Genomic DNA, 16,098 nt, shown 5'->3' on the forward strand with positions numbered 1-16,098 from the left:
TTGCGAAACGCACACTATAGCAGAGAAAATCGGCGGTACCGGGCACGAATGGCACCGGCTGGCCAACCCGCTGAATGGCTTCAGAGGGCCCGGCGTGGCAACAGGTACAAGGGCCCGTGCAGGGCGGTTTTGGCAGCCTTCCTGGCTTGTGCGGCAAGTTCTGCGACTTCCTGAAACCCCGGGCAGCGATACGGGTCTGGATGCACCACCCCCACGGCAAGCCCCAGCAACTCATGCAACACTTGCGTGCCGTCCCGCCCCTCGACCCAGAGACCACCGTCCTTCAAGTGCTGGGAATCGTAGAACTCGCGCACCGAATGCCCGAAATCTTCCAGAATGCGCTCACAGGCCGATCTCCACAGACCATGACGAAAGATCACCACAAAGTCGTCACCGCCGATATGGCCGACAAAGGTATCAGGCGCGCTGGCATGCCGCGTCAGCAGGTCACCAAGGTGACGGATAACCCGGTCGCCACGGGCATAACCGTAGCGATCGTTGTAGACCTTGAACTGGTTGAGGTCGAAATAGGCAACATGGAAGTCACAGGCACCGGCCAGCAGGCGATCCAGTTCCTCGTTTACCGGCACATTGCCCGGCAGCAGCGTCAGGGGGTTGGCATAGCGCGCCGTGCGAATCTTGAGCTCGGTGATGTTTCGCAACAGGTCCCGCACATTCCCCATTCCCAGGTAACTGCCGTCCTGAGTGATCAGGATATCCTGCTGAATCAGGGTGGATTCCTGCTCTGTCAGCAGATGGGATACCTGCTCCAGCGGCATATCCAGCTCGACCGCCAGAAAATCCCGTTGCAGGATGTGGCTTACCGAGCGCTGCTCGTAGAGCGCCCGGCCATACTGACTGGAATACAGTTCCCAGAGTTCGTGGCGGCGTAAAACCCCCACCGGCCGGCCATCGTCCAGCACCGGTATCAGGGTCAGGTCAGGGTGCTGGCACAACAGGCTACTGGCAGCTCCAATATTATCGGCCAGGGTCACGGCCGGTGCCGGCTTGAGCAACATGGCGGCGGTTTCACTTCGCTCAGTGTCCCGATAGCCGCGACCCTGGGGCATGGCAACGAGCCGGCAGGCCGCCACGGGCACCGGCAGCGATTGCGGCTTGCCAAGCAGAAACCCCTGACCGTAGCCCACACCCAGGAGCTGCAAGGTATGCAGCTCCCCACGGGTCTCTATCCCCTCGGCGATAATGCGACAGCGGGTACTGTTGCCGATGTTGATAATGGATTTGACGAACTCGCGCTTCACGCTGTCCTGATCGATACCCCGCACGAAATGCTTGTCGATCTTGACGTATGCCGGCTCTAGCTCGGACCAGAGTCGCAGGCCGGAATAGCCGGAGCCCAGATCGTCGATAGCAATGCCGAACCCCATATCCTGGTAATGGCGTACGGCGGTCTGCGTCAGTCCGCAGTGATCAAAGGGGTGTTGTTCGGACAATTCGATAACGATGCTCGCCTGCGGGATTTGCAGCGCCTCGAGCCATTCCAGCGTCAGCCCCTGGGGGTGCCCCGGCAGGCCAAGTAGGGAGGCATTGATATTCAGAAACAACTTGCCGGCGGGGCGCAATTGCGCGAAACGCTCCAGCGCCAGGCGCCGGCACAGCAGCTCCAGCTCGGCCAGCCGGCCTTCAGCAAGCGCCGTTTCGAACAGCGGTCCCGGCATCTGCATGGCAGTGCCCTGGGGGCCACGTATCAGGGCTTCGTGGCCGATCACCTCGCCGCTTTGCAGGTCGACAATGGGCTGGAAATAGGGTGTCAGGTTCTCATTGCGAATGATTGTATCCAGCACACTGAGTTGGTTCACCAAGGGCACTGTGTGAAGGCTTGACTGCATGCTGTATTCACCGGGAGCTAGCGACATTCTGGCCGCCAGACTATGCCCTGTTAATGACAGATTCATGACAGCCGGTCGAATTGACCGCTGGAATCAGTCGGTCAGCTCGACTTCCAGCAGTTGCAGCACCGACTCCAGCGGGGCCGGGCGCGCCAGCAGGTAGCCCTGCCCCATCTCGCAGTGGTTCTCCCGCAGGAAAGCCAGCTGCGCCGGGGTTTCGATCCCCTCCGCCACCACCTTGAGCCCCAGCTTGTGTGCCATGGCAATAACGGCGGCGGCAATTTCCATGTCATTGCGATCATGGGGTATATCGCGCACGAAGGATGCATCCACCTTGAGCTGATCCACCGGCAGCTGCTTGAGATAGCTGAGCGATGAGTAGCCGGTACCGAAGTCATCGATGGACAGCGTCACCCCCAGCTCCTTCAACGCACCGAGAATCTCCAGCACACGGTTAATGTCGTCCATGATCATGGACTCGGTAATTTCGAACTCCAGGTGACGCGACTCAAGGCCGCTATTCTGCAGCGCCAGGCGCACCGTATTCAGCAGATTCGGGTCGCGGAACTGGCGCAACGACAGGTTGACCGCGACCTTCACGTCATGCCCCTGCTCGATCAGGTGGAAACCGGCCCGGCAGGCTTCGTGAATGACCCAGTTACCCAGCGGCACGATGAGGCCGAGCTCTTCGGCCACCGGGATAAACTCGGCCGGTGAAATCCAGCCCCGCTCGGCATGGTGCCAGCGGATCAGGGCCTCCATGCCCACCAGCTGCAAGCCGCCCAGCAGGTTCCACTGCGGCTGGAACACGAGGCTGAAATGCCCCTCTTCCAGCGCTGTGCGCAGCTCGGCCTCCATCTGTGCCCGCCGCATGACTTCCTCATTCATCTCGCGGGTAAAGAACTGGTAATTGTTGCGCCCCTGGCGCTTGGCCCGGTACATCGCCAGGTCCGCGTTCTTCATCAGCACCGACCAGGTATCGCCATCGTCCGGCGCCAGGGTGATACCGATGCTGAAAGTGATCAGCACCTCGTGGCCGGCTACCGGGATCGGCGTCAGCAGCGCTTTTAGCAACTTCTCCGCCACCTTCTTGGCCTGGGCCAGGCCGGTCACCTGGGGCAGCAGGATAATAAACTCGTCACCGCCCAGGCGGGCAATGATATCGGCCTCGCGCAGGGTTACCCGCAGATGGCCTGCGATCGCCTGCAACAGCCGGTCACCGACATCATGGCCGAGGGTATCGTTAATCTGCTTGAAGTTGTCCAGGTCCAGATAGAACACCGCCAGCTGCTGCCCGGTACGGCGCACCTTGCGCAGCTCCTGGTCCAGCTGTTCACGGAACAGGCGCCGGTTGCCCAGCTGCGTAAGGGGGTCGTAGAAGGCGAGCTGCTCAATCTGCGCCTGGGAATGCTTCTGGGCAGAAATATCCTCGCTGATGCCAATAAAGTGGGTCACGCTGCCATCGTCATCCAGAATGGGTGACACCGACAGCGCCGACCAGTAGAGGGCACCGGATTTTCGGCGATTGCGAATCTCGCCGTGCCAATCCTGCCCCGCCAGCAGCGACTGCCACATATCGCGGTAAACTTCGGCATCGGTTTCGCCGGATTTCAGCAATGACGGGCGCTGCGACAGCGCTTCCTCGACGCTGTAGCCGGTCACCTCACAGAATTCTTCGTTGACGTATTCGATAATGCCGCTGGCGTCGGTAATCACCACCATGCTGGAGCTTTGCTCCACCGCCCGCGACAGCTTGCGCAACTGATCCTCACGCCGGCTGCGCTCCACCGCCAGACTCACCAGCCGCGCCGCCTGCTCCAGCAACTTGATCTGGGCCGATGTCGGCCCGCCGACTTCCGGCGAATAAAAACAGCAGGTTCCCAGTACGTCACCGTGACTGCCGAGCACCGGTTCCGACCAGCAGGCGCTGATATTTGCCCGTCGGGTGAGGTCGACAAAGGACTCGAAATAGGGATGTTCGTTGGTATCCTCGATGATCACCCGCTTGCCCGTCGCGGCGGCCGTGCCGCAGGCGCCCACGCCGTCTGCGGCCGCCAGGCCGTCTGTCGCCGCGCAGAAATAGTCCGGCAGGGAGGGGGCCGCGATCGAGCGGAGCAGCCGATCCTTGTCCAGCAGCATGACGGAAGCGAGCAACCCGGGGTAGGCCTGCTCCACCGTTTCGACCAGCCGCTCAACCACGGCGGGCAGGGCAATACCGCGCAGCAGACAGTCCAGCGTCATGTTTTGCAGCCGCGTGATTACCTCTTCCTGTCGCTGCTCGGTAATGTCTTTGCCGATCACCAGCAGGGCCTGTTCCTGCCCACCCTGTACCGGCAGGCGGGTGCGCAGGAAGCTCACCAGGCGCGGCCGACGGCCGGCGCTGTGCACCCAGTCTTCGCCGCGAAAAATGCCATCGGCTTTCAGGGCACGGCGATCCTGCGCCGCAATCCGCTGACCGTCGGCCACCGAGAATACTTCGCTGCTGGTTTTGCCTCGCAGCAGCTCATTATCCAGTCCCGAAAATTCGGCAAAAGCCCGGTTGCAGTCCAGAAACTGGCCCCGCGCATTCTTGATAGATGCGGCCTCAGGCAATGCATCGAAGATGGCCCGGTAGCGTTGCTGACCCGCTTCGAGTTCCGCCAGCCGCACCTGCTGACCGCGGTTGCGGTACCAAAGCAGCGCCAGCGCCGCCAGCGCCACAAGCAGCACAACGAGTAGCACGGCCAGCGTCATTATTGGACTCTCCTGCAGCCCCTCAATACCGGCGGCCATGGCAACCGATGACCAGAGCCCGGACACGGCCAGCACAGCCCCCGGATGCAACCTTCGCTTTGGCGCTACACAAGCAGACATCTTCCTGCGTTCTGCTGACATCCCTGGCTCCTGACTTAAGCTGACTCATCAGAGTCCAGCCGACTTCGCTGCAAAGATTCAATGGTGTAGCAAGCAACCACCCGTGATGTTGCAGCGTCCGTCCCGCACCACCCTTGACCAGGCTACCCCAAGCACATCCTGCATGATGTTAACCCCTACCGCAAACCGGATGGGCTGCCCGACCCTGCCGCTAACAGCATTTAGCCAAGCAGGCATTACAGCTTGCAGGCACCGCCGGCACAGTCATCAAAATCCATGCTGTCCAGCTCTTCACGTTCGGCCTGGGCCTGGGCCAGTCGCTGCAGCAATTCACCTTCGGTACCGGTGCCCGCCTCGACGCCCGCACGGGCGAACACCGCCAGCAGGGTATTGAGTTCCGTCAGTGTAAAATCATTCATTGCGCACTTTCCTTTCATCACCAGAATAAGGGGGCCCGCAGAGCCCCGGTATGATTCAGCCGATGGCTTCAAGGTGCTCCACCATCAGCTGCAGATTACGCTGGCCGCGAAACTCGTTCACATCCAGCCGGTAAACCACCCGCACGCGCTGCACCGACGTATCCGGCCAGTGCACGGTATCAATATTAAACCAGATGGCATCAATGGCCAGTCCGCTAGTCGGCTCCATCAGCACCAGCTTGAGGTGGCGCTGCCCGACGATACGCTGTTGCAACAGACCAAACTCGCCATCGAACAGCGGCTCCGGGAACATCTGCCCCCAGGGCCCTCCCTCGCGCAGCACTTCAGCCAGTTCGACACTGAAATCCGCCGCGCCCAGGGTGCCGTCCGTCAGTAGCCGGCGCGTCAGTGCAGCCGCATCAAGCTGCAGACGCACCTGCTCGTCAAAGGCGGTTCTGAAATCGGCGAACTGTGCCGTATCCAGCGTCATGCCCGCTGCCATCGCATGGCCGCCAAACTTGCTAAGCATACCCGGGTAGCGCGCGGCGATAGCATCCAGGCCATCACGAATATGGAAACCGCTGATCGAGCGTGCCGAGCCCTTGATCTGGCCATCATCGCCGGGCGCAAAGGCAATCACCGGGCGATGTACCCGCTCCTTGATGCGCGATGCCAGAATGCCGATCACGCCCTGGTGCCAGCTTTCATCATAGAGGCAGAGCCCCATGGGCAACTCGGATTCATCCAGCTCGAGCCGCGCCAACGAATGCAGCGCCTGCTGCTGCATTTCCTGCTCAATGCCCCGGCGCTCCTGGTTCAGCTCGTCTAGCGTGCGGGCAAGCTCCAGCGCACGGTCCGCATCATCGGTGAGCAGGCACTCGATGCCGATGGACATGTCTTCCAGGCGGCCGGCAGCATTGAGGCGCGGCGCCAGGGCAAAGCCCAGATCGCTGGCCACCAGGCGCGACCGAGTGCGACCGGAAACCTCAATCAGGGCAGCGATACCGGGGCGCGCCTTGCCGGCGCGAATACGCTGCAAGCCCTGATGCACCAGCACACGGTTGTTGTGTTCCAGCGCCACCACATCGGCCACGGTACCCAATGCTACCAGGTCCAGCAGGCTCGCCAGATTCGGCGCCGCCATGTTCTGCTGCGCGAACCAGCCGTTGGCGCTGAGGGCACGACGCAAGGCGATCATGACGTAAAAAATCACCCCCACGCCACAGGTCGACTTGGCGATAAAACCGCAGCCGGGCTGGTTAGGGTTAACGATGGCGCAGGCCGCTGGCAGCTCGCTGCCGGCCAGGTGATGATCCGTGACCACCACATCCATACCGCAGGCATTGGCATGGGCCACACCGTCCAGACTGGAAATGCCGTTATCCACCGTCACCAGCAATTGCGGCCCGCGCGCGCGCGCCACCTCGACAATCTCCGGACTCAGGCCGTAACCGTACTCGAAGCGATTGGGGACCAGGTAACCCACCTCTGCCGCCCCCATCATGCGCAGCGCCAGCACCGCCACCGAGGTACTGGTAGCGCCGTCACAGTCGAAGTCGCCGACGATCAGTATGTGCTCGCCAGCGGTAATGGCCCGAACCAGCCGGGCCACGGCGGCGTCCAGCCCGTGCAGGCCCGAGTCCGGCAGCAACTCACTGAGCGAGCGCCCCAGCAGGTTCAGCGACTGCACGCCGCGGGCGGCATAGATGCGCGCCAGCACCGGATGGGTTTCGCTGAATACCGGCAGGCTGCTGTCCGGGTCAGGCCGCCGTTCAATCTGGATGTCCGTCATGGCATCAGGCCTCCGGTGCCGGGAAAAAGGCCGAGGTGCGCCCGGTCAGGTGATAAATCAGCAAACCGGTCCACTCCCGCACACCGACAACCAGGTCACGCAGATTGAGCGCGAACTGCGGCCTGAAAAAGTCATTCGTGCTGATGTAATCCACGGGATAGGGCACGACCTGCCAGCCCAGCTGACGATAAATGCCCACGGAGCGTGGCATGTGAAAAGCGGAGGTCACCAGCAGCCAGGGCTGCTGCGGCACGCCACCGAGCAGGCGGGCACTGAACAGGGCATTTTCCCAGGTATTACGCGAATCACGTTCGAACAGCACCGGCCGGGACGACAGACGGGGCGGCAGCGTATCCAGCCAGGCTTTGGCCACATCCGCACCCCGAAAACGGCTGTCCAGCACGGCGGCGGAACCGCCGCTAAACAGCACCTGGGCGTCGGGGTAGCGTTGCATCAGTTGCGGCAGCACCATCAGGCGCTCGGCGGCACTGTTGAACTGGCTTTGCCCCCAGCGGGCACTTAGATCCGCATCTTCGCCACCGCCGAGCACCATGATACCGGCCACGGACGCCGGCAGCATCTCGGGCTTGAAGCGCGACTCCAGCGGGTTCAGCAACAGGTTACCGAAAGGCATCAGCATCAGCGCCACCATGGCCAGCGCCAGCATACTCAGCAGTGAGCTGGCCCAGCGACGGCGCAGCCAGCCCCCCAGGGTAGTAAGCACCAGTAACAACACCAGCAGGTTGTCGGGCTGCACCGCCAGCCAGAGGGTCTTGGAAATCAGGAAGAAGAGGTTATCCACAGGCATGCACCCGATAGGCAAAGCCAGCGGCTCTGCCTATCGGACTCAACACTTCAGACCCGCTCGCCATCAGGCCTTGTGGACATGGGAGGCCAGGTACGCCTGAACCACGGACAGGTCATTGGGCAGCACCTCGTAGTGTTCCGCACGCTCGAACAGGTCGGCCATGGCTTCTGGCAGCTGGGGTGATTCCAGACCGGCCTTGACCACCGGTTCCGGGAACTTGACCGGATGCGCCGTTGCCAGGGTGATCATCGGAATGCTGCGATCCCGGTTGCAGTCACGTCCCGCCTGCAGGCCGATCGCGGTGTGCGGGTCCAGCAGGTAGCCGGTTTGCGCATGCACCTCCCGAATCAGCTTGCAGGTGGTTTCGTCGTCTACGGCCTGGCTGTCAAACAGCTCGCGCACCTTGTTCCAGCGCGCATCGTCGAGCTGTACAGCGTCGGTGCGAAAACGCGCCATCAGGTCGGAAATGGCGGCACCATCACGGTCGTACACATCGAACAACAGGCGCTCGAAGTTGGACGACACCATGATGTCCATGGACGGCGACAGGGTATGAACCAGCTCGCCGCGGCTCATGTCGTTGCCGGAAATCACCCGGTGAAGGATATCGTTGCGGTTGGTTGCCACCACCAGCTGGGCGATGGGCAGACCCATCTGCTTGGCCAGGTAACCGGCGAAAATATCACCGAAGTTGCCGGTCGGTACCGAGAAGGCGACTTCGCGATGGGGTCCACCCACCGCCAGAGAGGCGGCGAAGTAGTACACGATCTGGGACATGATGCGCGCCCAGTTGATCGAGTTCACAGCACCCAGTTTCAGCCCCTTGAGGAAGGCCTGATCGGCGAAGCTGTCCTTGACCATCTGCTGGCAGTCGTCAAAGTTGCCTTGCAGCGCGATATTGAAGACATTGTCGGCCTTGACCGTCGTCATCTGGCGTCGCTGCACCTCAGACACCCGCTTGTTGGGGTGCAGGATGAAGATATCCAGGTGATCGCTGTGGCGGCAGCCCTCGATGGCAGCGGAGCCGGTATCACCGGAGGTTGCCCCCATGATCACTAGGCGTTCGCCACGCTTGGCCAGCGCATGGTCCATCAGGCGTCCCAGCAGCTGCAGCGCGAAGTCCTTGAATGCAAGAGTCGGACCGTGAAACAGCTCCAGCACCCATTCGTTGCTGCCCAGCTGTACCAGCGGCGCCACGGCCTTGTGGTCAAAAGCGGCGTAGGTTTCATCCACCATTTTTTTCAGGTCCGCATCATCGATGCAGTCGCTGACAAAGGGCTGAATAACCTTGAACGCCAGTTCGTGGTAAGGCAGCGCCGCCCAGGAAGCGATTTCTTCGGTGCTGAAGGTCGGCAGTGTTTCGGGCACGTAGAGGCCGCCATCACTGGCAAGACCCGCCAGCAACACTTCCTCGAAATTAAGCGCCGGCGCCTGGCCGCGGGTCGAAATGTATTTCATGCTCGTTTCCTCAATCCTTCAGCAACTCGACACGAATGCGGGTGACCTTGCCGAGGATATCGTCCAGCGCCTCGACCTGGGCCAGGGCGTCGTTCATCACCCGTTCCTTCACCCGCTGGGTCAGGATGATCACCGGCACCTGATCGGCGGTGGTTTCTTTCTGGATGATGGCTTCGATGTTGATGCCGTTGTCACCAAAGATCTTGGTAATGTGCGCCAGCACGCCAGGACGTTCGATGGCGTGAATGCGCAGGTAGTACGCGGATTCGATTTCTTCCACCGGCAGTACCGGCAGGTCGGACAGCGCGCTCGGCTGGAAGGCCAGGTGCGGCACACGATGCCCCTGCTCGGATACCAGCATGCGCACCACATCGATCACATCGGCGACCACGGCAGACGCTGTCGGTTCGGCACCGGCGCCGGCACCGTAGTACAGCGTCTGGCCGACCGCATCGCCGTCGACCATGACCGCATTCATGACGCCTTCAACATTGGCCAGCAGCAGCGGCTTGGGAATCAGTGTCGGGTGTACGCGCAGCTCGATGCCATCCGCTGTACGACGGCTGATACCCAGGTGCTTGATGCGGTAGCCCAGCTCATCGGCGTAGGTCACGTCATCCTGGGTAATGGCACTGATTCCCTCGGTGTAGGCCTTGTCAAACTGCAGCGGGATACCGAAGGCGATGGAGGCCAGGATGGTCAGCTTGTGAGCCGCATCAATGCCTTCAACATCGAAAGTCGGATCCGCTTCGGCGTAGCCGAGCGCCTGGGCCTCGGCCAGTACATCGGCAAAGTCACGGCCCTTCTCGCGCATCTCGGTCATGATGAAGTTGCCGGTACCGTTAATGATACCCGCCAGCCAGTTGATCTGGTTACCGGCAAGACCTTCCCGGATCGCCTTGATGATCGGAATACCGCCGGCGACAGCGGCTTCAAACGCCACGATGACATTGTTCTTCTGGGCCGCTTCGAAAATCTCGTTACCGTGTACGGCGATCAGCGCCTTGTTGGCGGTGACCACATGCTTGCCGTTCTCGATGGCCGTCAGCACCAGCTTGCGGGCCACGTCATAGCCACCGATCAGCTCAACCACGATGTCAATTTCCGGATTGGTCGCAACCGCGAAAATGTCGCTGGTCATGTCAATACCCGTGGTATCAGCATTCGGGTTTTCGCGGCGCGCGCCCACCTGAGCAACCACAATATGACGGCCTGCACGACGACTGATTTCGTCTTCATTTCGCTTGAGCACATTGAAAGTGCCGCTGCCTACGGTACCAAGACCGCAGATACCAACTTTAACCGGTTTCAAATCAATACCTCACTCGCTGTTGAGTCGATCCGGATGACTTTCCATCATCCGCGGTAAAAATGGGTGGGTATTATAACGGGTGTTGGACCCGACTTGGATAGGGACAGGCAGAAGATCGCGGATGAATTTACCGGATAGCCATGCAGAGAGAGGGATGGAGCGGCAGGTGACGCGAAAGCATCGCGCCACCTGCGGGGATTTTTTACTGTGTCACGCCCAGCATCTGTGCCAGACGGGCCGCCGGCATGTAACCCGGCACCAGGCTGCCGTCTTCGAATACCAGCGCAGGCGTACCGGTCACACCGACTTTCTGCCCCAGGGCAAACTGATCCATAACCGGCGATTCGCACACCAGCGCCTCAACGGATTCGCCACCCTTGACCCGGGTCAGGTTTTCGGCCCGCTGATCCGGCTCCGAACACCAGACGGACTGCATCTTGGTAAAAGCAGCTGTGCGCTCGCCACCGCGCGGGAACGCCAGGTAATCCACCTGGATACCCATGGCATTGAGCTTGGGAACCTCGTCGTGCAGCTTGCGGCAATAAGGACAGTCAACATCGGTGAATACCGCGATCGTGGCCTTGACCTCGCCTTCGGGCTTGAATGAAATAAGGTCTTTTTCCGCCACAGCGCTCATCAGCGCCACCCGCTGCGTATTCAGGCGTTCTTCGGTCAAATTGACAAAGCCCTTGTCGTCACTGAGCTTGTAGAGCTGGCCGAGCATGAAGTACTCGCCGTCCCTGTCTGCATAGAGGACTTCACCTGTCCCCAGGACGACCTCATACATGCCGGGCATCTGGGCCTTGCTAACGGACTCGACGGGAATGCGCGCATCAACCTTCATCAACTGCCGGGTAATAACCTCGGTGACCCCGGTATCAGCTTCAGCGGCTTGCAGCGCCCCACTAAAGCCCAGCACCAGAAGGGCACTCAGGAGTGATTTATGCATAAAACCCTCAATATCAGTCGATGTTTATAGACCTTCTCAGATGAGACAGGCGTGAAAAAGTTCCCTGCTAGCCCCGCGGATGGTGCTGGCGGTGCACAGACTGCAGCCGATGCTGCGCAACCTGAGTATAAATTTGCGTGGTTGAAAGATCACTGTGACCCAACAGCATCTGCACCACGCGCAGATCCGCGCCATGATTCACCAGGTGGGTCGCAAAGGCGTGGCGCAGCACATGGGGCGACAGCGGCTTGTCAATCCCGCATGCCAGGGCATGCAGTTTGATGCGATGCCAGAAAGTCTGGCGCGTCATCTGCTGACCACGCCGACTGGGAAACAGGACATCGGAGCCCGCCGCCACCAGCTCTCCTCGCCCCTGCGCCAGGTAACGCTGGAGCCAGTGCACGGCCTCGTCGCCCAGTGGCACAAGCCGCTCCTTGTTGCCCTTGCCAACAACCTGCACCAGCCCTTGACGCAGGTTGACCTGCCCGCAGGACAGCCCCACCAGCTCCGACACACGCAACCCGGTTGCATAGAGCACCTCGAGCATGGCGCGATCCCGCAGTCCAAGCGCATCGTCCAGCGGCGGGGCCGCCAGCAGCTGCTCCACATCCGCTTCGGTCAGGGTCTTGGGCAACGGCCGAACCCGGCGCGGGCTGTCAATCTGCAGCGTCGGATCTTCCGTCAACCGATCCTCGCGAATCCAGTAGCGGTAAAAGCCGCGCAGACAGGATAACAGGCGCGCCGTGGAACTGGCCCTGAGGCGGGCTTCGAGCCGCCAGTCAAGATGGCGGCGCAGCAGCGCACGGTCCGCGCCCAGCAAGACCGCACCCTGATCATTGAGCCAGCAGGCATAAAGACTGAGGTCACGCCGGTAGGACGCCAGGGTGTTGGCGCTGAGGCCCTTCTCAAGCCAGATGGCGTCGATATAACGCTCAATATCTCGCTGATCGGCGGCATCCGGCGAGCGCCGCCGCAAACGGCGGTCGCCCTCTGTACCCAGCACCGCCGGTTTAACGCCAGACAGACAGCTCTGCCACCTTGTCAGTAGCAATCGGGAAGACTGCCACTCCACGGTCCAGTCGCTGCTCTACTTCCAGATTGCCATCGGCCACCCGCACCAGAGTGCCCTCTATGCGGCGCCCGAAATAGGTACGCAGCTTGACCTTCTGCCCGGCATAGCCATGCAGCTGCTGCAAAGCCGTAGGCTTGTAGGTCTTTTCCGCCGCCCTGGCCTTGACCACGATCCCCGGCATCACCTGTACAACATCGGGATCGATAATCGTGACTGCCTGCTCCGGCTCAGGCTTTGGCCGCTCCAGCTCTACCACCAGATCAACCGGTTCCGAGCGCTTCTCAACCGCACCTTCAGCCAGGACTTCGGGCTGCATCAGGCTGGCAGGCAAATCCCCGGCACCACCCTCGGCAGCAACCGCGCTGCCCGTATCCAACGACCAGTTGATGCTGCCCAGATCCTGATTGACACCATTGACGGAGACCCGCAGATTCAGCAGGTCCAGCAGTTGCTCGGGGGACGAGATCGTCGCCATGGACTGGGCACCGAATCCCGGTGGCGGCTCGGCAGCCACCTGCAAAACCGCCTGCGGACGCTGCAGATCGGCGTAAGCCTTGACCAGGAGCTCAGGCACGGACCAGCCGAGCTGCTGCAATTCGACCTGCACCATTTCACTGTGACGCTGCGGGTATTCATCCAGCGCGTAGCCGCCACGCTGCGCACAAAAACGGTTACGTCTGGTGTTGTAGCCCAGATCACTGTAATCCAGCGTGACACGCTCCAGGGACGGCTGCGCCTGCAGTAGTGAACCGACGGAAAGCACATTACTGGCCACGGACAGGTCGATATAAAAGCTGGTTTGCGCCATATCCGCAACACTGACATCGGAGCGCAGGCGCAACGACTGGGCCTTGGGCATAAAGTCCATCGCCACCAGCATGTCCATATTCAGGCGCTGGTACTTCATGGCTCGGGTCGTTGCCAGATCGAAGCGCTCCACATCACCGCAGGCGAGCGCCTCGAAACCGGTACCTTCCTGCGGCACGGCGAAGGACTGCCCCATCGCCTCCCACTGCGCCAGATAGTCCGCATCGAGCGCCATGTTCAGGCCCGTGATCGATAGCGCCATATGCTCGGGCCAGTCACCCTCACGCAGGGTTTTCTCGGCATCGAGATAAAACAGCGGATCCGGCGCCTGAAACAGCACCGAGTCGATTAGCACGGCGTCCTTGCTGCCCAGCGGAGTAACCTGCACACCACCGATGCCGGCTCCTCCGTCGAGCCCGGCAATAACACGGGCGTAAGTGATTTTTGCGTAGGGCGCAGCCGCTTCCACCATGCGATCCGCGGAGCTTTTTACCTGATACCAGTAATAACCGTAGGCACCTCCGGCAACCAGCGCCGGCACCAGCAAAAATCCCAGCAACTTAAACAACTTCCGCATAACTGCAGCTCCTTTGTAGTCTGTCAGTACCGGCTTACAGAGATTTTAATAGTAGGCATCATAGCGACAAATCGCGAACAGGCCAACGCCAGCCCCGCTTTAGCCCCAAACGCAAAAAGGGCGGCCCGAAGGCCGCCCTTTTAGAGATTGAAGTGAGCTGAAGCTCAGCCCAATTTTTCCTTGATACGTGCAGACTTGCCGCTGCGCTCGCGCAGGTAGTACAGCTTGGCCTGGCGCACGTCACCGCGACGCTTGACACCAATGCTGTCAACAGTCGGGCTGAAGGTCTGGAAAGTACGCTCAACGCCCACGCCGTGGGAGATTTTACGTACGGTGAAGGCAGAGTTCAGGCCGCGGTTACGCTTGCCAATCACAACGCCTTCGAACGCCTGCAGACGCGTACGCGTGCCTTCAGTCACTTTAACCTGTACGACAACGGTATCACCGGGGCCGAATTCAGGTACCTGTTTACCCATCTGCTCAGCTTCGATCTGCTGAATGATAGAGATTTTGCCGCTCATCGCTCGCTCCTAGAGTGAGTATTCAACCGTCGGACCTCTGGGTCTCACGGATGTATTCGTTTAACAACGTCTGCTGCTCGCGATCCAGCTCGAGGTTTTTCAGCAGGTCCGGGCGCCTTGTCCAGGTTCGGCCCAGTTGCTGTTTCAGGCGCCAGCGCCTGATTTCCTCGTGATTGCCGCCCAGCAGCACCTCGGGTACTTGCATTCCGTCAAACTGTTCCGGCCGGGTGTAGTGCGGGCAGTCCAGCAACCCCTCGCTAAAGGAGTCCTCGGCTGCCGAATCCTGGTGGCCCAATACTCCGGGTACCAGCCTGGAAACTGCGTCGATCAGCGTCATGCCCGGCAATTCGCCGCCACTGAGAACAAAATCCCCCAGTGACCACTCCTCATCAATTTCGGTTTCCAGCAGGCGCTCGTCGATACCTTCGTAGCGCCCCGCCACCAAAATCAATTTCTGCCGCGCCGCCAGCTCTCGTGCACCGGCATGATCCAGCCGACGCCCCTGGGGCGACAGGTAAATAACCGTCGCACCCTCGCCAGCAGCACCGCGCGCCGCTGCTATCGCATCCCGCAATGGCTGCACCTTCATCAACATGCCAGGACCGCCACCGTAGGGGCGATCATCAACCGTGCGGTGCTTGTCCAGGGTAAAGTCCCTGGGATTCCAGCACCGGACATCGATCAGCCCATTGCGTACCGCCCGTCCCGTGACCCCGTAAGCCGTTACGGCCTCAAACATCTCGGGAAAGAGGGTGACCACACCAAACCACACCGCCTAGAACTCCGGATCCCAGTCGACCCGAATGCTACCCTTAACCAAATCAATTTCCTTGACCACCTGATCCGGCAAGTAGGGAATCAATCGCTCACGGCGATCGATGCTCTCTTCGGTGCCCCGCACGATCAACACATCGTTGGAACCCGTCGCAATCAGATGCTCTACCTTGCCCAGCAACTGGCCGGACTCGGCATATACCAGCAGGTCTTCGAGCTGACTCCAGTAGTACTCGCCGTCATCCAGTTCAGGAAGACGGCTGCGTTCAACCAGAATTTCAGCGCCGCAATACAGCCGCGCTACATCCCGGTCATCTACTCCAGCCAGCTTGGCTACCAGGCCTTTGCCATGAACCCGACCGCTTTCAACCTCGACGAACTTTGTCTCGCCGTTGATTTTCAGCTGCCAGGGGGCATAGTTCAGGATGTTTTCCATCGGTTCGGTACTGGAATGAACCTTTACCCAACCTTTGACGCCGTACAGAGTGGTGATCTTGCCCAGCGTAATTAGAGAACTTGTGTCTTCCATCCTTCGACCCGGCCCAACCCTGCGTTACTTAGCTGCTTTCTTTGCTTCTTTGATCAGCTGAGCAACACGCTCGGACAGGCTCGCGCCCTTGTCCTGCCAGTACTGAACACGCTCCAGGTCGACGCGCAGGCTTTCTTCCTGACCGCGTGCAACCGGGTTGAAGAAACCAACGCGCTCAATAAAGCGACCATCACGCGCATTGCGAGAATCGGCGACGGTAAGGTGATAAAACGGACGCTTTTTGGCGCCGCCACGAGACAGACGAATTGTTACCATGTGCATGGTCCCTTTATTTGCGCGGGTTTTGGGATCGCCCGCGGTTTCAAATCCGGGCCACACCGGGACAAACCCCATGCAGCTACCGGGCCTACAAAATC

Annotated in this window: 14 protein-coding genes; all 14 read right to left on the reverse strand. The window is 60.6% G+C overall.

Annotation, left to right across the window (positions count from 1 at the left end):
* Nucleotides 1-80 precede the first annotated feature (80 nt).
* The 14 genes from KDW95_RS13825 to rpsP all read right to left on the reverse strand — a co-directional run bounded on the left by KDW95_RS13825 (nt 81) and on the right by rpsP (nt 15,997).
* Nucleotides 81-1,820, reverse strand: a complete 1,740-nt coding sequence (locus tag KDW95_RS13825) for a bifunctional diguanylate cyclase/phosphodiesterase (RefSeq protein ID WP_255852404.1) — start codon at nt 1,818-1,820, stop codon at nt 81-83.
* 123 nt (nt 1,821-1,943) lie between these two features.
* Complete coding sequence (locus tag KDW95_RS13830; protein WP_255852405.1) at nt 1,944-4,703, reverse strand: sensor domain-containing protein; 2,760 nt, start codon at nt 4,701-4,703, stop codon at nt 1,944-1,946.
* Between the two features lie 236 nt (nt 4,704-4,939).
* Nucleotides 4,940-5,122 carry a hypothetical protein gene (locus KDW95_RS13835; RefSeq protein WP_255852406.1) on the reverse strand — a complete coding sequence of 61 codons (183 nt, stop codon included), beginning with the start codon at nt 5,120-5,122 and terminating at the stop codon, nt 4,940-4,942.
* Between the two features lie 55 nt (nt 5,123-5,177).
* Complete coding sequence (gene recJ / locus KDW95_RS13840) at nt 5,178-6,914, reverse strand: single-stranded-DNA-specific exonuclease RecJ (RefSeq protein ID WP_255852407.1); 1,737 nt, start codon at nt 6,912-6,914, stop codon at nt 5,178-5,180.
* 4 nt (nt 6,915-6,918) lie between these two features.
* Nucleotides 6,919-7,716, reverse strand: coding sequence for a YdcF family protein (locus KDW95_RS13845; RefSeq protein WP_255852408.1), 798 nt, complete (start codon nt 7,714-7,716; stop codon nt 6,919-6,921).
* A 69-nt stretch (nt 7,717-7,785) separates the two neighbouring features.
* Nucleotides 7,786-9,180: a threonine synthase gene (gene thrC / locus KDW95_RS13850; RefSeq protein WP_255852409.1), complete on the reverse strand. Its 1,395-nt coding sequence runs from the start codon at nt 9,178-9,180 to the stop codon at nt 7,786-7,788.
* A gap of 10 nt (nt 9,181-9,190) precedes the next feature.
* Nucleotides 9,191-10,492: a homoserine dehydrogenase gene (locus KDW95_RS13855; RefSeq protein WP_255852410.1), complete on the reverse strand. Its 1,302-nt coding sequence runs from the start codon at nt 10,490-10,492 to the stop codon at nt 9,191-9,193.
* Nucleotides 10,493-10,694: 202 nt separating this feature from the next.
* The gene (locus KDW95_RS13860; RefSeq protein WP_255852411.1) at nt 10,695-11,441 is read right to left on the reverse strand and encodes a DsbC family protein; all 747 of its coding nucleotides are present in this window, start codon (nt 11,439-11,441) and stop codon (nt 10,695-10,697) included.
* Between the two features lie 67 nt (nt 11,442-11,508).
* Nucleotides 11,509-12,444 carry a site-specific tyrosine recombinase XerD gene (xerD, locus tag KDW95_RS13865; RefSeq protein ID WP_255852412.1) on the reverse strand — a complete coding sequence of 312 codons (936 nt, stop codon included), beginning with the start codon at nt 12,442-12,444 and terminating at the stop codon, nt 11,509-11,511.
* Between the two features lie 7 nt (nt 12,445-12,451).
* Nucleotides 12,452-13,897 carry a hypothetical protein gene (locus KDW95_RS13870; protein WP_255852413.1) on the reverse strand — a complete coding sequence of 482 codons (1,446 nt, stop codon included), beginning with the start codon at nt 13,895-13,897 and terminating at the stop codon, nt 12,452-12,454.
* Nucleotides 13,898-14,061: 164 nt separating this feature from the next.
* Nucleotides 14,062-14,418: a 50S ribosomal protein L19 gene (gene rplS / locus KDW95_RS13875; RefSeq protein ID WP_255852414.1), complete on the reverse strand. Its 357-nt coding sequence runs from the start codon at nt 14,416-14,418 to the stop codon at nt 14,062-14,064.
* 22 nt (nt 14,419-14,440) lie between these two features.
* Nucleotides 14,441-15,190 carry a tRNA (guanosine(37)-N1)-methyltransferase TrmD gene (trmD, locus tag KDW95_RS13880; protein ID WP_255852415.1) on the reverse strand — a complete coding sequence of 250 codons (750 nt, stop codon included), beginning with the start codon at nt 15,188-15,190 and terminating at the stop codon, nt 14,441-14,443.
* A 3-nt stretch (nt 15,191-15,193) separates the two neighbouring features.
* On the reverse strand, nt 15,194-15,721 hold the full coding sequence (gene rimM / locus KDW95_RS13885; RefSeq protein ID WP_255852416.1) for a ribosome maturation factor RimM: 528 nt from the start codon (nt 15,719-15,721) through the stop codon (nt 15,194-15,196).
* Nucleotides 15,722-15,745: 24 nt separating this feature from the next.
* The gene (rpsP, locus tag KDW95_RS13890; protein WP_020682905.1) at nt 15,746-15,997 is read right to left on the reverse strand and encodes a 30S ribosomal protein S16; all 252 of its coding nucleotides are present in this window, start codon (nt 15,995-15,997) and stop codon (nt 15,746-15,748) included.
* Nucleotides 15,998-16,098 lie beyond the last annotated feature (101 nt).

The organism is Marinobacterium rhizophilum, assembly GCF_024397915.1.
Lineage (GTDB): Bacteria > Pseudomonadota > Gammaproteobacteria > Pseudomonadales > Balneatricaceae > Marinobacterium_A > Marinobacterium_A rhizophilum_A.